The organism is Roseateles sp. P5_E8, from assembly GCF_054177665.1.
The window spans coordinates 232,348-250,930 of record NZ_JBGCUM010000001.1; the positions used below are offsets into that span (position 1 = coordinate 232,348).

The 18,583-nt window shown below is 67.0% G+C and carries 17 protein-coding genes and 1 pseudogene; 4 read left to right on the forward strand and 14 right to left on the reverse strand.

Annotated elements, in window-relative coordinates; all coding sequences use genetic code 11:
- Positions 1 to 20: 20 nt before the first annotated feature.
- The 3 genes from nirD (at position 21) to ACXRVZ_RS01085 (ending at position 3,077) form a co-directional block, all read left to right on the forward strand.
- Positions 21 to 344: a nitrite reductase small subunit NirD gene (gene nirD / locus ACXRVZ_RS01075; protein WP_457425383.1), complete on the forward strand. Its 324-nt coding sequence runs from the start codon at positions 21 to 23 to the stop codon at positions 342 to 344.
- Between the two features lie 33 nt (positions 345 to 377).
- Entirely contained in the window at positions 378 to 1,190 is an 813-nt protein-coding gene (locus ACXRVZ_RS01080) for a formate/nitrite transporter family protein (RefSeq protein ID WP_457425381.1), read from the forward strand.
- A 165-nt stretch (positions 1,191 to 1,355) separates the two neighbouring features.
- The gene (locus ACXRVZ_RS01085; protein ID WP_457425379.1) at positions 1,356 to 3,077 is read left to right on the forward strand and encodes a protein kinase domain-containing protein; all 1,722 of its coding nucleotides are present in this window, start codon (positions 1,356 to 1,358) and stop codon (positions 3,075 to 3,077) included.
- Positions 3,078 to 3,079: 2 nt separating this feature from the next.
- Here the strand turns inward: ACXRVZ_RS01085 and ACXRVZ_RS01090 are convergent, their stop codons facing one another.
- From ACXRVZ_RS01090 to ACXRVZ_RS01155, 14 genes and pseudogenes are all read right to left on the reverse strand, one after another.
- Positions 3,080 to 3,844 carry a PEP-CTERM sorting domain-containing protein gene (locus ACXRVZ_RS01090; RefSeq protein WP_457425377.1) on the reverse strand — a complete coding sequence of 255 codons (765 nt, stop codon included), beginning with the start codon at positions 3,842 to 3,844 and terminating at the stop codon, positions 3,080 to 3,082.
- Between the two features lie 175 nt (positions 3,845 to 4,019).
- Positions 4,020 to 4,142: pseudogene (locus ACXRVZ_RS01095) on the reverse strand (helix-turn-helix domain-containing protein); the annotation flags it as partial.
- 10 nt (positions 4,143 to 4,152) lie between these two features.
- Positions 4,153 to 5,316, reverse strand: a complete 1,164-nt coding sequence (locus ACXRVZ_RS01100) for an OmpA family protein (protein WP_457425375.1) — start codon at positions 5,314 to 5,316, stop codon at positions 4,153 to 4,155.
- 26 nt (positions 5,317 to 5,342) lie between these two features.
- Positions 5,343 to 7,211, reverse strand: coding sequence for an ice-binding family protein (locus ACXRVZ_RS01105; RefSeq protein WP_457425373.1), 1,869 nt, complete (start codon positions 7,209 to 7,211; stop codon positions 5,343 to 5,345).
- A 582-nt stretch (positions 7,212 to 7,793) separates the two neighbouring features.
- Complete coding sequence (ntrC, locus tag ACXRVZ_RS01110; RefSeq protein WP_457425371.1) at positions 7,794 to 9,263, reverse strand: nitrogen regulation protein NR(I); 1,470 nt, start codon at positions 9,261 to 9,263, stop codon at positions 7,794 to 7,796.
- A gap of 33 nt (positions 9,264 to 9,296) precedes the next feature.
- Complete coding sequence (gene glnL, locus ACXRVZ_RS01115; RefSeq protein WP_457425369.1) at positions 9,297 to 10,394, reverse strand: nitrogen regulation protein NR(II); 1,098 nt, start codon at positions 10,392 to 10,394, stop codon at positions 9,297 to 9,299.
- Positions 10,395 to 10,426: 32 nt separating this feature from the next.
- On the reverse strand, positions 10,427 to 10,915 hold the full coding sequence (locus ACXRVZ_RS01120) for a hypothetical protein (protein WP_457425367.1): 489 nt from the start codon (positions 10,913 to 10,915) through the stop codon (positions 10,427 to 10,429).
- Positions 10,916 to 11,014: 99 nt separating this feature from the next.
- Positions 11,015 to 12,430, reverse strand: a complete 1,416-nt coding sequence (gene glnA, locus ACXRVZ_RS01125) for a type I glutamate--ammonia ligase (protein WP_458232146.1) — start codon at positions 12,428 to 12,430, stop codon at positions 11,015 to 11,017.
- 162 nt (positions 12,431 to 12,592) lie between these two features.
- Positions 12,593 to 13,384, reverse strand: a complete 792-nt coding sequence (locus ACXRVZ_RS01130; protein ID WP_457425363.1) for a competence/damage-inducible protein A — start codon at positions 13,382 to 13,384, stop codon at positions 12,593 to 12,595.
- A 4-nt stretch (positions 13,385 to 13,388) separates the two neighbouring features.
- A complete protein-coding gene (locus tag ACXRVZ_RS01135; protein WP_457425361.1) occupies positions 13,389 to 14,219 on the reverse strand; it encodes an EI24 domain-containing protein in 831 nt (276 codons plus the stop codon).
- Positions 14,219 to 15,193 (reverse strand): sterol desaturase family protein, encoded by a 975-nt coding sequence (locus tag ACXRVZ_RS01140; RefSeq protein WP_457425394.1) that lies wholly within the window; start codon positions 15,191 to 15,193, stop codon positions 14,219 to 14,221. The genes ACXRVZ_RS01135 and ACXRVZ_RS01140 overlap by 1 nt, the downstream gene beginning before the upstream one ends.
- Positions 15,193 to 15,969: a polysaccharide deacetylase family protein gene (locus ACXRVZ_RS01145; RefSeq protein ID WP_457425359.1), complete on the reverse strand. Its 777-nt coding sequence runs from the start codon at positions 15,967 to 15,969 to the stop codon at positions 15,193 to 15,195. Before ACXRVZ_RS01145 ends, ACXRVZ_RS01140 begins: the two co-directional genes overlap by 1 nt.
- Positions 15,966 to 16,931, reverse strand: coding sequence for a YVTN family beta-propeller repeat protein (locus tag ACXRVZ_RS01150; RefSeq protein WP_457425357.1), 966 nt, complete (start codon positions 16,929 to 16,931; stop codon positions 15,966 to 15,968). The genes ACXRVZ_RS01145 and ACXRVZ_RS01150 overlap by 4 nt, the downstream gene beginning before the upstream one ends.
- Positions 16,932 to 17,016: 85 nt before the next feature.
- On the reverse strand, positions 17,017 to 17,835 hold the full coding sequence (locus tag ACXRVZ_RS01155) for a TIGR00266 family protein (protein ID WP_458232147.1): 819 nt from the start codon (positions 17,833 to 17,835) through the stop codon (positions 17,017 to 17,019).
- A gap of 107 nt (positions 17,836 to 17,942) precedes the next feature.
- On the opposite strand from ACXRVZ_RS01155, the gene ACXRVZ_RS01160 reads away from it, so the two are divergent.
- A complete protein-coding gene (locus ACXRVZ_RS01160; protein ID WP_457425353.1) occupies positions 17,943 to 18,524 on the forward strand; it encodes a GbsR/MarR family transcriptional regulator in 582 nt (193 codons plus the stop codon).
- The last annotated feature ends 59 nt before the right edge of the window (positions 18,525 to 18,583 follow it).

Genomic DNA, 18,583 nt, shown 5'->3' on the forward strand with positions numbered 1-18,583 from the left:
AGCAGTACCAAGGAACCGACATGAACTTCACCCCCATCTGCAGCGTCGACCAGATCCTGCCCAACACCGGCGTCGCAGCGCTGGTGGACGGCCGCCACGTCGCCGTCTTCCGCGTCGGCAGTGACAGCTTCCACGCCATCGACAACATCGACCCGCGCTCCGGCGCCAGCGTGCTGTCGCGCGGCCTGGTGGGCAACCTGGGCGAGCGCGTCGTCGTCGCCTCGCCGCTCTACAAGAACCATTTCGACCTCAACACCGGCGAATGCCTGGAGGCGCCCGAGCAATCGGTGCGTGCCCATGCCGTCCAGGTGCAGGACGGCCGCGTGCTCGTTGCACTGAGCTGATCCGCCCATAACCACTGAAGAGAGACAAACCTCATGGCCTACGTCGTCCCGACCGAATTCGTCACCAAGATGGTGGATTCGGGTGAATCCAAGCTGCTGATGTCCACCCGCGACACGCTGATCCGCTCCTACATGGCCGGCGCCATCCTGGCGCTGGCAGCCGCCTTCGCCGTGACCGTCAGCGTCAACACCGGCAACCCGCTGCTGGGCGCCGTGCTGTTCCCGGTCGGCTTCATCCTGCTCTACCTGATGGGCTTCGACCTGCTGACCGGCGTGTTCACGCTGGTGCCGCTGGCCGTGCTGGACAAGCGCCCAGGCGCCACCTGGGGTGGTGTGTTCCGCAACTGGACGCTGGTGTTCTTCGGCAACTTTGCCGGCGCACTGACGGTGGCCGTCTTCATGGCCATCATCTTCACCTTCGGCTTCAGCGAGGCACCCAACATCGTCGGCCAGAAGATCGGCACCATCGGCGAGAGCCGCACGGTGGGCTACTCGGCCCACGGCGCGGCCGGCATGCTGACCCTCTTCATCCGCGGCGTGCTGTGCAACTGGATGGTATCCACCGGCGTCGTTGCGGCGATGATGTCCACCTCCGTGTCGGGCAAGGCCATCGGCATGTGGATGCCGGTCATGGTGTTCTTCTACATGGGCTTCGAGCACAGCATCGTCAACATGTTCCTGTTCCCCTCGGGCCTGATGCTGGGCGGCCACTTCACGATCATGGACTACCTGATCTGGAACGAGATTCCCACCGTTGTGGGCAACCTCGTCGGCGGCCTGACCTTCGTCGGCCTGTCGCTGTATTCCACCCACTACAAGACCGCTCCCAAGCGAGTTCTGAGCTGAGGTCAATTACCCCTCGCCCAACCTCGCTTCGCTGCACGCGAGCGAGTCTGGTCGGTCCCCCGAGGGGACGGCGATGCTTGCGGCATTGGGCCGCAAGCACATCGCCAAGACGGGCCGGCTTGGGAGCGGCCCGGCGCTCGGCCCGAAACGCGACGAAGCAACCAAATGACTCTTCGCCTTTCCGTCGGCCAGCACTCCGAGGCCGGCCTCAAGCCGCTGAACCAGGACTTCCACGGCGTCGCCCAGCCGACTGACGCGCAGCGCCGCTCACGCGGCATCGCGCTGGCGATTGCCGACGGCATCAGCAGCAGCCCGGTCAGCCAGGTCGCCAGCGCCGCCGCCGTGCGCGGCTTCCTGGAGGACTACTACGGCACCTCCGAGGCCTGGACAGTGCGCCGCGCCGCCCAGTGCGTGCTGGCCGCCACCAACGCCTGGCTGCATGCCGAGAGCCAGCGCGGCGAAGGCCGCTTCGACAAGGACCGCGGCCATGTCTGCACCTTCAGCGCCCTCGTCTTCAAGGGCCGCGAGGTGCACCTGCTGCACGTCGGCGACACACGCGTCTACCGCGTGCATGCCGGCGCGCTGGAGCAGCTGAGCCAGGACCACCGCGTGCGCCTGTACGGCGGCCAGACCTACCTCGGCCGCGCGCTGGGCATCACCTCGCACCTCGATATCGACCACGCCTGCTGGGCCACCGAGATCGGCGAGACCTTCCTGCTGGCCACCGACGGCGCCTACGAATTCCTGGATGCCACGGTCGTGCAGCAGACGCTCACCGCGCATGGTGCCGACATGCAGGCCGCTGCCGAGGCGCTGGTGGCCGCAGCGCTGGCGCGCGGCAGCCAGGACAACGTCACCGTCATGCTGGCGCGCGTCGAATCCCTGCCCACGCAGATCGCCGCGCCCGTCAGCCGCGACGGCCTGCGCCTGCCGCCGCACCTCGCGCCGCGCCAGGAGTTCGAGGGCTACCGCGTCGTGCGCGAGCTGCAGCAGACGGCGCGCAGCCAGGTCGTGCTGGCCGTCGACGCGGACGGGCGCGAGTGGGCGCTCAAGCTGCCCACGGCCGACCTGGCCGGCAACGCCCGCGAGCTGGACCGTTTCGCTACCGAGGAATGGGTGGCCCGGCGCGTCGACAGCCCGCACGTCATCAAGGCCGCACCACCCGAACGCAAGCGCGAGCACCTCTTCACTGCGGTCGAATTCATCCACGGCCAGACGCTGGCGCAGTGGATGACCGACCACCCGCGCCCGGGGCTGGACGAGGTGCGCGGCATCGCCGACCAGATCGCCCGCGGCCTGCAGGCCTTGCATCGCAAGGAGATGCTGCACCAGGACCTGCGGCCCGAGAACCTGATGATCGACCGCCAGGGCACGGTGGTGCTCATCGACCTCGCCTCGGCCCATGTGGCCGGCTTGAGCGAAGGCCTGGGAGACGCCCGCGCGCTGGAACTGGCCGGCACGCTGCAGTACACGGCGCCCGAGTACTTCACCGGCGAAGGCGGCTCACCCGTGGCCGAGCTGTTCTCGCTGGCCGTGCTGATCTACCAGATGCTGACCGGCGCCCTGCCCTACGGCCTGCAGGTGCCCCAGGTGCGCGGCGCGCGAGACCTGCACAAGCTGCAATACGTGCCGCTGCGCACCCGCCGCCCCGACCTGCCCGAGTGGCTGGACCGCGTGCTGCGCAAGGCCTTGCAGCCACAGGCGGCGCGGCGGCAGCAGGCCTTGTCGGAGTTCCTGCACGACCTGCATGCGCCGGGGCCGGAGTTCATGAAACGCGACCGCACGCCATTGCAGCAGCGGCATCCGCTGCTGTTCTGGCGGGGGTTGACGTTGGTGTTTGGGTTGGCGACGGTGGTGCTGATCGGGCTTCGCGTCAGCGGAAATTAGGCCTACCGCGCTGCGCGCCGGCGCCAGCTCGTCACCACGCCCAGCAGGCCCGCCGACCACAGCGCCCAGGTGCCGGGCTCCGGGATGGGGGAAAGCGAAACGCCCACATCGCCATCGTGAACAGCCCAGGCGTAGGCCAGATAGGTATCCAGGGCGGAGTACTGCTGTCCCCTGAAGAACTCGAACGCCCACAAGACGTTGTCGTTGAAGTCCGCGTCCGGCGTCGACGACCAGTAGTTGTTCTGGGCAAGGTTGACAAAGGGCCCGGTGTTGCTCAAGCCCCAGCCGGGCGGTGAGACGTCCGCACCTGTCGCCGGGTCGTACATGCTCAGATTGCCCAGCGTCGTGAAGTACATCGACGCCATTTCCCCGCGCAGGTCCGTCTTGGAACAGTTGTAGTAAGGGTCGGGGCCGCAGTTCACAGGAACCGTCGTTGGCAGACGCCAGCCCGTGATGCCGCTGCCATACGCATCCAGCCCCGCCGCCCAGGACAACGCCGTGTCCCCGTTCAGGTAGCCACCCGTGTCGTAAAAGCCGCCGGTGTAGGCGTAGAGGGTGTCCCTCAGCCAGGTGATGTTGAGCGTCGTGTCGTAGTAAGCCTCGGCTGTGCCGAGATTTCCGTCGAGATCGCGTGCTTGCAGCGTGGTTTCCCAGGTGCCTTGCCCACTGACAGCGACCGCGTGGGCCGTGCCGCTGAGGGCAAGAAGCGCGGCGCACACGACGCCGACGAGGGGACTCTTGATCGGACAAGCGAGGGTGATGGACATGGGATCTCCAGCAGCGCCGCACGCAACCATTGCGCACGTGCCTCGCAGTGTCTTCAGAGGCCGTTGCGGCGCCGTTGCGGCGACCGGGAGCATCAGAGCCGGTCCGAAAGCCGGGCCTTGCCGTGGCGCACCGAGAACCGCTCGAACCCCAGCCCACCAGCAGGTGGGATCAACCTCAGACGTCCAACCCCAACTCCTGAATCTTCCGCGTGATCGTGTTGCGCCCGATGCCGAGCTTCTGCGCGGCTTCGATGCGGCGGCTGCGGGTGATGTCCAGCGCAGTCAGGACGAGCTGGGCTGAGCGTTGTTCAACGCGTGCCAGTGGCCTCGACATCAACACGGCGGTCTGGCTGGAGGCAGGCGATGAGTGCTTTGGTCGGCTTGTTGCCCTTGCAATCTCCCGGCTTCGTGACCGGTGCCGTTTCGCCCATGCCCACCGCCGAGACCTTGCCCGCCGGGATGCGGCCCGAGGTGACGAGATAGTCGCGTACCGCTTCGGCACGGCGCGTCGACAGCTTCTGGTTGTATGCAGCCGAGCCGAGTCGGTCGGTGTGGCCTTCAACACGGATCATGTCGAACTCGGTGGCGCCCACATCGCGTGCAAAGGTGTCCAGCTCGGCCTTGCCTTCGGGGCGCACCGTCGACTGGTCGAAGCCGAACAGGGAGTCGGCCGAGAAGCTGACTCGCTGGCGCACCGGCGGGGTCGCCACGATGGGTGCGACTGGCGCGGCAGCGACGACGGGCGCCGGTGCTGGAGCAGGCGCCGGCATGGGTGCCACGTAGGCCGGCGCCGCCATCGCCACGCGCCGCGTGGACTCCGGTGCGCGGCCGAACGGCAGCACCAGGCTGAGCGAGACGACATTGACGCCGCCATGGTTGCCCACCGCGTCGTTGATGCGGTAGCGCTCGGCTTCTCCACGCACGAACAGGGCACGGCTGAACTCGTATTGCAGGCCGACACCGAACTTGTGGTTGGCCTCGCGCTTGCTCGGGTTGGGGTTGAGCAGGCTCACCGCACCCGTGCTGCTGAACCTGTCACGCGCCAGCGCGCTCTGCACCCCCAGGCGGGCGATGGCCGAGAAGCGTTCGGTGATCGGCAGCGTGCCGACCAGGTCGAGGTTCCAGCCCTGCAGCTTGACCTGGCCGCTGAGCGTGCCCGCCGGCACGGTGGTGGAGTTGAAGCCGAACTTGCCGAGACTGAAGTAGCCGCTCTCGACGGCGAAGTAGCGATTGAACTGGTAGCCGCCAAAGAGCCGGTAGGCGTCGGACTTCTCGTCACGCGTCATCGATGTTGAGGTGAAGCCCGCGCCGAGCAGGCCTGCGCTGATGCGCTCTTCGTCGATCCTGGCGCGCGATTGACCCACCGAAAGTCCGCCATAGGCATAACCACTTTCCTGAGCGAAGGATGACGCCGCGATGAGCGAGCTGAGCCCGGCCAGACCGATCAGGCGCAATGTGTTGAAGTTTTTCATCTGATGCTTTCGGTTCTGCTGATCGCTCAAGGCGCGACGATGGTGGTGTTGACCAGCGTCACCGAAGCCGTCAGGCCAAGGGCGCGCCCGATCAGGGTGGTTTGAATCGTCTGGCCGGCGGTCGAGACCGTCACGCCGGCCGGCGCGATGATGGTGCCCACCATCGTGCTGCCGGCTTCGATGCGTGCTGCGCTGCCGACCTGCCAGAACACATTCCTGGCCTGGGCGCCGTTGATCAGCGTCACGCGGCGCGGTGTGGCGGGCAGACCCACGGTCAGGGCCGCCGCGCTCTGGAACACCCACACCGCGTTGGCATCGCCCTGGGCATCGAGCACCAGGTCGCCGGTGGTGATGGCGAAGGTGCCCCCCGCAGCGGTGTAGACCGCCGGCAGCAGCGTCAGGCCGCCGAGCTGGCCAGCGCCCGGGTCGCTGCCTGCGGGCTTGGCGGCCAGTTCGTTGTAGGCGGTTTGCGCGTCGGCCAGGGCTTGGGTCGCGACAGCCATGCTGGACGCCGTCCCGGGTGCGGGCGGCGCGCAGAAGACGCTGCCATTGACGGCACCGATGTTCAGCGGCGTCTCGGTGTAGACGTTGGCGCCGTCATGGAAGCCGGTGATCAGCGTGCAGGCTGCGGTGGTTCCCATATTGCCGTTGACGACGGTATTGATGCCCTGGTTGGTGACACCGGCGGCACCGCCGAAGCTGCCGAACGATGCGGCGCTGCGCAGATTCACGCCGGCTGTGCAGGCCTGTGTGCCGGTCACGAAGCCCCACGTCCTGTCGGCAGCGAGTGGGTTGCCGGCCAGGTCCTTCACGCCAGTGGCGCCCGACTTCACCGTGACGACGAAGGACTTGCTCGCCGCGAAGCCGGCTGCATTGGTCGGCACGAAGGTGGCGACGCGAGTGGCGGCGTCGTAGCTGACATTGCCCGCGACGGCGACGCCGTTGTCGGTCACGACGAAGCTGCTGGCGGTGATGGTGGCCGCGTCCATGGCCTCGCTGAAGGTCGCGCCGACGCTCTTGGTGAGACAGTCTGTGCTGGCGTCCAGCGGGCTGATCGTGGTGACCGTCGGTGCGGTGCTGTCACCGGCCGCCGACGTGGTGAAGGTCCACACATGGTTGCCCGCGTTGGGCAGCACGGCGGTGTTGCCGGCCAGGCCGTTGCCGGTCACGTCGGTCGCGGCCGAGGTGACGGTCGCGGTGAAGAGGCTGTTGTTCGCCAGCGTACCGGCGGTCGGCGTGAAGGTCGCCGTGCGCGCTGCTGCCGAATAGGTCACCGTCCCCGCCACTGCGGCACCGAGGGTGGTGTTCGTCACGCTGAAGCTGGTGCCCGAGATCGTCGCCGGGTTCATGTCTTCACTGAACGCGGCGGTGACCTTGGTGTTGTTGGCCACGTTGACGGCACCGAGAGCCGGTACGGTCAGCAAGACCGTCGGCCGGGTCGTCTCGGGCGGGCTGCCGGTGGTGAACGACCACACAAAGTTGGCGGCCAGCGCGACGCCCGTCGCGTCCTGCGCGGCGGTGCTGACGGTGGCCACGCACAGCGTGCGCGCCGGGAGGACTGCCGCCGGCGTGAGCGTGGCGGTACGGGTCGCTGCGTCGTATGAGACCGCTGCGCTGACCGGCGTGCCTGCGGGGCAGGCGAGCGTGAAGGCGCCGGTGAGCGAGGCACTCGTCATCGGCTCGCTGAAGGTAGCGGTCACCCGGGTGTTGGTCGCCACGCTGGTCACCGACGGTGTGGCGGCTGCTGGCAATGTGGCCGAGACGCTGGGCACCATGCCGGCGCTGGGGGTGCCGAGGATGGGATCGACCCCGCCACCGCAGCCGGCGACAAACGCGGCCAACAGCAGGGGCATCAGACCCATGCGAGATTTCAGGAAGCTGTAAAGCGTGTGCATGGCGTCTTGCCTGCGGATTGCCGCGTCGAACGAAATTGGTCGAAGCTGGCCTGTGCAGGTCCCTGTTTAAGCCTAGGGGTCCAGCCCTTCCCTGCGGGTCGGACAGGGCGCCTGCCCCGCAGCGACAACCGCATCAGGCCGCGTAGTCAAACGCGCCGTCGGCACCGGCGCACGGCCAGGTTGTCGGTTGCAGGCGAGTCTGTCAGCGGGCCTGGGGCACGCTGCTCCCAGGGTCGCGTATCAACAAGGATTGCTTGATGAACCCCAACGCTTCCCAGCGGGGCGCACCTTGCCGTTTGACGTGATGCGCCGCTCGATGTTTGAGCAAGTGTGCTTGCCCCAAGGCTCTGCGCATTGATTCGCGACACCTCCGCAAGGCCTCGATGCCATGTGCGAATAGCGGGCTAAGCCGGGACACGGGTACGCGCACTTGCTCCGTGTCCCCCGGGCCGCTGCGCGGCCCTCCTCCTTTACCTACGCAAGTGCGCGCACCCGCATCCCGGCATCTCCACCGAAGGTCGCCCGCGACGAAGAAGCCCAATACAACGCGAAGCAGGAGAGCGGCCTAGGCCAAGTCACAAGTCAAACATCCAGCCCCAGCTCTTGAATCTTCCGCGTGATCGTGTTGCGCCCGATGCCGAGCTTCTGCGCGGCCTCGATACGGCGGCCGCGGGTGATGTCGAGGGCGGTCAGGATGAGCTGGGCCTCGAAGCGCTTGGTCAGCGCGTCCCACACGTCGGGCTCGCCGGCCAGCAGGCGGGTGCGGGCGTCGGCGGCCATGTCGGCCAGCCAGCCTTCGCCGCTGCTGGTGCTGGCCGGTGCGGCGGCGACCGGCGCGGCGGCGGTGGCCACGGTGGGCAGCGCGTGGGTCACCTGGCCGGGCGACGGCGCGGCGACATAGCCGGGCTGAATCTCGTCGGGCAGGTCCTTCGGCTCGACGGTCTGGCTGGGCGCCATGACGCTGAGCCAGTGGCAGATGTTCTCCAGCTGGCGCACGTTGCCGGGGAACTCGAAGTTGGTCAGCACGACCAGTGCCGCATCTGACAGGCGCTTGGGCTCGACGCCCAGCTCGGTCGCGCTGCGTTGCAGGAAGTGCCGGGCCAGCGAGGCGATGTCCTCCTTGCGCTCGCGCAGCGGCGGCAGGCGCAGCCGGATGACGTTGAGGCGGTGGAACAAGTCCTCGCGGAACACGCCCTGGCGCACGCGCTCTTCCAGGTTCTGGTGGGTGGCGGCGATGACGCGCACATTGCTGCGCATCGGGCTGTGGCCACCGACGCGGTAGAACTGGCCGTCGGACAGCACGCGCAGCAGCCGCGTCTGCAGCTCGAAGGGCATGTCGCCGATTTCATCCAGGAAGAGCGTGCCGCCGTCGGCCTGCTCGAAGCGGCCTCGCCGCGAGGCCTGCGCGCCGGTGAAGGCGCCGCGCTCGTGGCCGAAGAGTTCGCTCTCCAGCAGGTCCTTCGGAATCGCCGCCGTGTTGATCGCCACGAACGGGCCTTCGCCGCGCGGGCTGTGCTTGTGCAGCGCGCGCGCCACCAGCTCCTTGCCCGAGCCGCTCTCGCCCGTGATCATCACGGTGACGTTGCTCTGTGATAACCGGCCAATCGCGCGGAACACGTCCTGCATGGCCGGCGCCTGGCCCAGCATCTCGGGCACTTGCGCGGAGGCTTCCTGCTCGCCAGCCTCACGCTGGCTTTCTTCCTGGGCGCGGCGGATCAGCTCGACGGCACGGGGCAGGTCGAAGGGCTTGGGCAGGTACTCAAACGCCCCGCCCTGGAAGGCCGACACGGCGCTGTCCAGGTCGGAGTAGGCGGTCATGATGATGACCGGCAGCGCCGGCAGGCGCGCCTTGACCTTGGCCAGCAGCTCCAGGCCCGAGCCGCCGGGCATGCGGATGTCGGACACCAGCACCTGCGGTGAATCGTCCTCCAGCGCGGCGAGCATGTCGCGCGCATTGCTGAAGCTGCGCACCGGCAGCCCCTCGCGGGCCAGGGCCTTCTCGAGCACGAAGCGGATCGAGTGGTCGTCGTCAACAACCCAGATGGATTTCATGAGGTTCCTCGGCCGCGCCACTCACCTTGTGAGTTAGGGCAACGGCAGCGTGATTCGGAAATTCGTCAGGCCCGGCTCGCTTTCACAATCGATCATGCCCTGGTGTTGCTGCGCAATCGTCTGTGCAAGCGTGAGTCCGAGGCCCGAGCCGCCGTCCCGCCCCGAGACCAGGGGGAAGAAGATGCGATCCCGGATCTCGGCGGGGACGCCGGGACCGTTGTCCTCAATATGCAATTCCAGTGCCAAGCGCCAGCGCTGCTTGCCAACGGTTACTTGCCGGGCGACCCGCGTGCGCAGCACGATCTGCGCGTCGCCCGCAGCAATGCGCGCGCCGAGCACCTGGGCGGCGTTCTGCACGATGTTCAGCGTCATCTGGATCAGCTGCTCGCGGTCACCGCGGAAGTCGGGCAGCGAGGTGTCGTAGTCGCGCGCGACGTCCAGGCCCTTGGGATGTTCGATGAGCACCAGCGCCCGGACCCGCTCGCAGATTTCGTGGATGTTGACGTCGCCGACGACCTGCGCCTTGCGATGCGGTGCGAGCAGGCGGTCCACCAGGCTTTGCAGCCGGTCCACCTCGTGGACGATGACCTGCGTGTATTCGGTCAGCTCAGGGTCACCCTCCTGCAGCTCCAGCGCCAGCAACTGGGCCGCGCCGCGGATGCCACCGAGCGGGTTCTTGATCTCGTGGGCGAGGTTGCGGGTCAGCTCCTTGGTGGCCTGCACCTGGTCGAGGTTGCGCTCGTCGCGGTCCTGGCGGGCCAGCTGGGCGATCTCGATGAGCTCGACGAGCACACGCGGCCCGCCGTCGTCGGCCGGGTCCATCTGGGACACGATGACATGCACGGGCAGGCCGTCTTCGTGGGCCCAGGCGCCCCGGCGCAGCACGGCGTCGAAGCGGCTGCTGGAGTAGTGGTTGGCGGCCACGCCGCCCAGCGTCTCGACCAGGCGCTGGGAGTCGTCGAACCAGTCGGGCAACTGCGATTTCTGCACGGCGCGGCGCGACAGCCGCATGGCGTTCTCGAAGGCGGCGTTGGCAAACAGGCATTCGCCGTCGGCACTGACGACAACGACCATGGTCGCAAGCAGGTCCAGGCCGGAGAACTCGGCCGGCAACAGGGAGGTATCAGTCATGGCGCTTGGGAACTCCCGCAGCGCCGTGCGCCTCAGGAGGGAAGTTTGGCGATCTCTCGCTTGAGGGCCTGGACGTCGGCCTCGTGGCGGCCGATGTTGTCCTTGAGCTCGGCCATGCGGTCGAGGTACTTCTGGTAGTTGCGCTCGTCACCGCGGCGCTCCTGGCCGGCAGCGAACTCGCGCTGCGCGTTGCCCAGGCGTTCCTCGGCCTGGCGCAACTCGTTCTGCAGCACGCGGCGGCGCTCGTCGTCGCGCACCCGCTGCTGGCCGGCCTCGACGCGGCTCTCAGCACCACGCGACTCCGCAGACGCCGACGCCGCCGCGCCCGTGCGCGGCCTGGGCGACTGCACGACGGTGATGGGCGTGCCCTCGATGGTCCGGCAACCCTTCTCGTGCGCTTCCTTGGCGGACAGCGCGTCGGTGTAGAGCACCGGCGGTCCGGGGCAGCGGTAGACCGTGCCCTGCGCCTGCGCGCCCAGGCTGGCCAGGACGAACAACGGTGCCAGCAGTCGATTCAGCATGGCCGGATTGTGAATCAGACACGGCCATGAAAAAGGGGCCGCAGCAGCGGCCCCCTTTGCTGGGGATGACCAAGGCAGCGTTGAGGCTGCCCATGGCAATCACAGCGCGTAGTACATGTCGAACTCGACCGGGTGAGTGGCCATGCGGAAGCGCGTCACTTCCTGCATCTTCAGGTCGATGTAGGCGTCGATGTAGCTGTCGGTGAACACGCCACCCTTGGTCAGGAAGGCACGGTCCTTGTCCAGATAGTCCAGGGCCTGGTCCAGGCTGTGGCAGACGGTCGGGATCTTCGCGTCTTCTTCCGGCGGCAGGTGGTACAGGTCCTTCGTGGCGGCTTCGCCCGGATGGATCTTGTTTTCCACGCCGTCCAGACCCGCCATCAGCAGTGCGGCGAAGCACAGATAGGGGTTGGCGGAAGGATCCGGGAAGCGCGCTTCGACGCGGCGGCCCTTGGGGTTGGCCACGTAGGGGATGCGGATCGAGGCCGAGCGGTTCTTGGCCGAGTAGGCCAGCTTGACCGGGGCTTCGAAACCAGGCACCAGACGCTTGTACGAGTTCGTACCCGGGTTGGTGATGGCGTTCAGCGCGCGGGCGTGCTTGATGATGCCGCCGATGTAGTACAGCGCGAAGTCGCTCAGGCCGGCATAGCCGTCGCCGGCGAACAGGTTCTTGCCGTCCTTCCAGACCGACTGGTGAACGTGCATGCCGGAGCCGTTGTCGCCAACCAGGGGCTTGGGCATGAAGGTCGCGGTCTTGCCGTAGGCATGGGCGACGTTGGCGACGATGTACTTCTGCAGCTGCGTCCAGTCAGCGCGCTCGACCAGCGAGCTGAAGCGCGTGCCGATTTCCATCTGGCCGGCGTTCGCCACTTCGTGGTGGTGAACTTCGACGGGGATGCCGCACTGCTCGAGGATCAGGCACATCTCCGAGCGCATGTCCTGGCCGCTGTCGACCGGGGGAACGGGGAAGTAGCCACCCTTGACGGTGGGGCGGTAGCCGCTGTTGCCGTGCTCGTATTCCTTGGAGGAATTCCAGGCGCCTTCTTCCGATTCGATCTTGAAGAACGAGCCGGCCATGTCGTTGCCCCAGCGCACGCTGTCGAACACGAAGAATTCGGGTTCCGGGCCGAAGTAGGCGGTGTCGCCCAGGCCGCTGCTCTTGAGGTAGGCCTCGGCGCGCTTGGCCAGCGAACGCGGGTCGCGCTCATAGGCCTTGCCATCGGTCGGGTCGATGACGTCGCAGGTCAGGATCAGCGTCGGCTCTTCGAAGAAGGGGTCGATGTTGGCGGTGTTGGGATCGGGGATGAGAAGCATGTCCGATGCTTCGATGCCCTTCCAGCCGGCGATCGAGGAGCCGTCGAAGGCATGGCCCGACGTGAACTTGTCTTCATCGAAATGGGACACCGGCACGGTGACGTGCTGTTCCTTGCCACGGGTATCAGTGAAGCGGAAGTCGACGAACTTGACTTCGTTTTCCTTCACAAGGGTCATCACATCGGCGACGGTCTTGGCCATCAATTGCTCCTACGGGATCGAGGGGGTTGGTTTGCCGCTGCGAACACACATGCACTCGCAGCCACGGGGGAAAGCAAAGCAGTTTGCATGCCACTGCACCGACATGGGTTGCGGCTTGGCTGCTCTCAACATTATCGTTGGGGGTTGGTTACCGCTGGAGTTCTATCGCACCAGCTCTGTGCTTATTGACGCACCAAATTGGACAACGCCCCGTTTGAGTGCATCGTAGGCCGGGTCGAGCTGGTCGGCCTCGCCTTTGACGCCCAGCTCGATGCAACGCCCCCATTGCGGGTGGTCGACGCTCGGCAGGCTGAACACCTTGATGCCGGCGAACTCAGCCTCGACGGCTTCCATCAGCGGCGTGAGGCTGGCCTCCATCGCGCCCTGCACGATCAGCGAGCGTTCGATGACGCCGAGCTTGCGGTGCAGCTGCGGGAAGCGGTCCAGCACCCAGGCCATCATCGGATGGGCCATCACCGGGAAGCCCGGCACGAAGTGCACGTTGCCGACGAAGAAGCCCGGGATCTTGTTGAAGGGGTTGGGGATGATGCCCGCGCCTTCGGGGAAGACGCCCATCTCGAAGCGGCGCAGGCTGTCGGGCTCATCGGGTGTGATCGCCTTGCCTTGCTCGGCCGCCATTTGCTGGATGCGCTGCCAGATCAGCTCGCGCGCCTCGGGGTGCAGCGCGAGCGGCCGGCCCAAGGCGGCGGCGGCGGACTGGCGGGTGTGGTCATCCGGCGTGGCACCAATACCGCCGCAGCTGACGATCAGGTCGCCACTGGCAAAAGCTTCGCTCAGCTTGGCCGTCAACAGCTCGCGGTCGTCACCCAGGTACTGGGCCCAGGCGAGCTGCATGCCGCGCTCGGACAGCAGTTCGATGAACCTGGCCAGATGCGAGTCACGGCGCTTGCCGGACAGGATCTCGTCGCCAATGATGATCAGGCCGACTTGCATGGTTTCAGGCGTCCAGCAGAACTTCGGAGATGACGGCCGGCTCGTTGGCCCGCCGCGCCTGCAGGGCCGCGAGCGCGTAGTGCGTGAACCAGGCCGTCGAGAAGGCAAACACCAGCGTGTAGAGCCAGATGGCCAGCAGCACGAGGAAGGGCGCCAAGATGACCGCCATCGCGCTGAAGGCCCAGATCAACGAGGGCGCCGCGCCGAGGTAGCCGCAGATGACACCCATGGCCAGCATGGGCGTACGGTGCTCCTTCAGCAGCGCGCGGCGCTCCTCGGCGGAGGCATGTTCGGCCAGCACGTCGAAGCCGAAGACGCGGTAGGTCAGCCAGCCCCAGATCAGCGGCGGCAGCACCATCACCAGCGGCGGGATCAGCCACAGCGGTATCGACAACAGGATGAGTACCAGGGCCAGTAGCGTGGCGCCCAGCGAGGCCGCAACGCTCTGCGCCAGCGTGCCGCCGCGCTTCTTCTCCAGCAGCGGAAAGCGCCGCTCGGCGACAAGACGCACGATGGCGGGCGTCATGCACAGCGCCACCAGCAGAAAGCTCAGCAGGATGACGACGGGCAGCACGCCAGCCAGCACGACGATGGCCGCCAGCGCACTGCGGAAGGCCTGCAGGCCGTAGGAGTCCAGCCAGTGCAGCAGGCTCTCGATGAGCTTCCAGCTCTCCAGCGTGGCGCGCACGCTGGCGATGGACCCTTCCCAGAAGAAGAACATGAAGCTGAATACCAGCACGCCGCAGATGAGCAGCGGCAGCAGCGACAGGCCGATCACGCGCGGGTGCAGGCAGTAGGCGGCGGCGCGCCAGAAGGAGTCGGCGAGACCTTGCATCAGTTGGCCTTTCGGTAGGACGTGGCGAGGCGCACCAACCCCAGCCACTGCTGGCGCCAGAAGCCCTCGCCGTAGTCGCGGCCGCCCTCGTCGGGCAGTTGGTCGCGCACGCCGGTGGGGTCGAAGCGGTTGTCGAAGCAATGGGTGCGGAACAGCAGGTCCCAGACCGGCAGCAGCACGCCGAAGTTGTGGCCGCCCAGCGTGCCGCGGCCGCCGGATTCATGGCCGATGCCGATGCTGTGGTGCAGGCGGTGAAAGCGCGGGCTGACCAGCAGCCGCTCGCCGATCAGGCCGAAGCTGATGCGCGCATTCGCATGCTGCAGGCTCTCGTGCAGCTGCGTGATGACGGTGATGGCGACGAACTGCCCCGGCTCCACGCCGATGAAGCGAGCCAGCAGCGCGAAGGCAGTGCCCATGATCACGTCGTCCAGCAGATGGCTGCGGTTGTCGCTCCACATCGTCATCTGGCGCTGGCTGTGGTGCAGGCTGTGCAAGGCCCACCACCAGTTGAACTGGTGCTGGGCGCGGTGCAGCCAGTAGCCGACAAAGTCGAAGACAACCAGATAGAGCAGCAGGCTGACCCAGCCGATATCGGTCACGCCAGGCCACAGGCCATCGAGCTGCCAGGTCGACAGGCCGGCCAGGCGCAGCCCGCTGGACATGCTGTCCCACAGCGGGTCGATGGCGAAGAACATCGCCAGGCGCACCAGGCCCAGGCGGTGGATCAGCGTGTAGACGACGTCGGTGCGCACGGCCGCGTGGTCGGTCACCGGCTCGACGGGCCAACGATGCTCCAGCACACGGATGCCAAGCAGGATGAAAGCGATCTGCATCAGGCCCAGCAGCAGCCAGCCGGTCGCATCGAATGCGTCTTCCAGCAGGTTGCCAAAGCCCAACCCGAACACCAGCGGCTGCACAACGCTCTCGTACAGCGCGAGCTGCACGCTGTCGAAGGTGTTGGAGATCCAGTCGATCACGGCTTCTTGAACAAGGATGCGTAGCGCGGATGATCGCGCAGCGGCGCAAAGCACAGGCCGCGCTGCTCCAGGCCGGTCATCAGCGGCTCTAGAACGGCTGGCGCCCAGGGCTCCTGGCGCTCCCAGATGCCAAGGTGGGCGATGAGGATGTCGCCGGCCTTCACGTCGCGCAGCGCCTTCTCCAGCAGCTGTGCGTTCGGGTGGGGGCCGCTGGGCAGCTCATCGCCCAGAAAGCCCGCGCGGGCCCAGCCCACATGGCTGAAGCCGCAGGCCTTGGCCGTGCTCAGCAGAGCGGCCGACGTGCGGCCCGCCGGCGCGCGGAAGAGGGGCGCCAGCGGCTTGCCCGTCATCGCCGTGAAGCGGTCACCTACCTTCTTCAGGCTGGCGCAGTACTGCTCGGCCGACAGCTCGCGCACGACGGGCGGATTCACACCGGCCTGGGTGCGGACCTTGAAGCGCGTGACCTTGCCGTCGGCATCGAGGATGTCTTCGAGGAAGACGTCGTGGTCCCAGGTATGGGAGCCGAAGTCATGCCCCTCGGCCGCGCGCTCGCGCCACCACGGTGCCCAGGTCTCGTCTAGCGTCGTGCCGCCGGTCTGCGTGGGCTCGCTGGCGAGGAAGAAGGTCACCTTGGCGTTGTGCTTCTTCAGCGTCTGCGCAATGAGCGGCGCGACGCCCATGTGGCCGGTGTCGAAGGTGAGGTAGACCGGCCTGTCGCAAGCCGGCTGGGCTGCCGCCGCACTCGCGGCCAGCAGCAGGACAAGCGCTTTCATAACCGCGGCTGGTGATCCAGCGTCCAGATCCCGTGCGGCGACTTGCCCACCTTGACCTGGCGCACGACCTTGCGTGTCGTCGTGTCGATCTGCGTGACCTTGCCGGCCCAGCGCGACGTGACGAGCAGCGTCTTGCCGTCGGTCAGCAGCTCCATGTCGTCCGGCCCGGCCGGAGCGGGGTATTGGTCGACGACGGTCAGCGTGGCCAGGTCGATCTTGCTGATGGTGTTGGCGGCGCGGTTGGACACCAGCACGTGGCGCTTGTCGCCCCAGGCGCGGAACGAATGCGCGCCCGCGCCGGTCTGGATGCGCCGCGCCAGCTTCGGGCTTGCGCCGCTGACGTCCCAGACCTCGACGAACTTGTCGCCCGTCAGGCCGATGAGCACGAAGCGATCGTCGGGCGTCAGGTAGATGTCGGCCGGCATCTTGCCGACCGGCGTTTTCCACTTGACAGCCTGTGTGGCCAGGTCGATGGCCAGCAGCTCGTCGCTGTCCTGCAGGCTGACATAGAGCGTCGTGCTCTTGCTGTCGATGTTCAGGTGGCTAGGCGTCTTGGGCGCCGGGATGCGCTTGACGAGCTGCAACGGCTCGGTCGCCACGCTGCCCTGCCAGCGGTAGAGGTCGACGCGGTCCAGCCGGTTGGACGCGGTGACGAGCCACTTCATGTCCGGCGAGAAGCGCAGGTGGTAGGGGTCGGAAATGCCGCGCACCACGCGCTGCACTTCTGCCGTGTGTGGGTCGACGAAGGTCAGCGAATCGCCCAGCGCGTTGGCGACGATCAGTGACTTCTCGTCCGGCGACAGGTAGAGGTGGTGCGGCTCCTTGCCCGTCGGGATGCGCTTGACGACGGTGAAGCTGACGGGGTCGACGACGGCGATGTCGGCGTCCAGCGAATTGAGCACGAAGACCGGCGGGCGCGCCGGCTGGGCACTGGCCAGACCGGCCGACATCAACAGGGCCATGAAGCCGCAACGAAACATTCCGAGTCCTCAAAAAGCAGAAAGGGCGGCAGCTGCCGCCCTCACCGTGCCAGTTTACCGGGGGTGCTCAGTCGTCGCTGCCGCCCAGGATGCCGCCCAGCAGCCCGGCGCCGGCAAAACCACCCAGAACCGAGCCCTCTTCACGGCCACCGCCGCCGGTCTGCGGCGCCGCCGCGAAGATGCGCGATGCCAGGCGCGAGAACGGCAGGCTCTGAAGCCAGATCTCCCCCGGGCCGGTCAGCTTGGCCAGGAACAGGCCCTCACCGCCGAACAGCGCCGTCTTGATCTTGCCGACGTACTGGATCTCGAAGTTCACGTTGGGCGTGTAGGCCACCACACAGCCGGTGTCCACCAGCAGCGTCTGCCCAGGCTGCAGCGTGCGGCGCACGACGGTGCCGCCGGCGTGCACGAAGGCCAGGCCGTCGCCTTCGAGCTTCTGCATGATGAAGCCCTCGCCGCCGAAGAAGCCGGTGGACAGCTTCTGCTGGATGGCGATGCCCAGCGACACGCCACGCGCGGCGCACAGGAAGGCGTCCTTCTGGCAGATCAGCGTGCCGCCCAGCTGGCGCAGATCCATCGGCAGGATCTTGCCCGGATAGGGCGCGGCAAAGGCCACGCGCAGCTTGCCCGCGCCGTTGTTCGTGTAGACCGTCGTGAACAGCGATTCACCCGTGACGAGGCGCTTGCCCGCGCCCAGCAGCTTGCCGAAGAAGCCACCGCCCTGGTTGGCCGAGCCATCGCCGAACACGGTGTCCATGGCGATGCCGGCGTCCATGAACATCATCGAGCCGGCCTCGCCGATGGCCGCCTCGCCGGGGTCCAGTTCGACCTCGACGAACTGCATCTCGGCACCCTTGATCTCGAAATCGACTACATCCATGGCCATGTGGCTCTCCCGGCTAAGAAAAAACGGGGCGGATCATAGCCATGGCCGGCATGACAGATCTTTATTTCTCTATTGACAGAAATTTCAGACGGCGTACGCTGCAAGCCATGGAACTCACCGACATCAGCCGCAGATTCATCGTCCACTGGGGCGAGATGGGCAGCAATTGGGGCGTCAACCGCAGCGTCGCGCAGATCCACGCGCTGCTCTATGTGCACGGCCAGCCGCTGCACGCCGAAGACCTGGCCGACACGCTGGTGCTGGCCCGCTCCAACGTCAGCAACAGCCTGAAGGAGTTGCTGAACTGGCGGCTCATCCGCGTCACCCACCTTCTGGGCGACCGGCGCGATTACTACGAGACCTCGGGTGACGTGTGGGAGCTGTTCCGCACCATCGTGCGCGAGCGCAAGGAGCGCGAGTTCGACCCCACCGTGGCGCTGCTGCGCGAGCTGTCGCGGGACCCGGCGCTGGAGAAGGAATCGCCCGCCATGCAGGACCGACTGCGCAGCACGCTGGACTTCATGCAGACGCTGGGCAGTTGGAGCGACGAGATGCTGCGGCTGTCGCCCGCCACGCTGGAGAAGATCCTCAAGCTGGGCGCCCAGGTGCAGCGCTTCGTGCGCCCGGCCGACGCCGCAGAGGCCCCCAGCGTCTTCCCCGTCACCCCACCGATGCCGCCCATGGGATGACGAGGCAACGCGAGGCTCCTTCGGGCCTCTTTTTTTGCCCATTTATTTCTCTTTATACA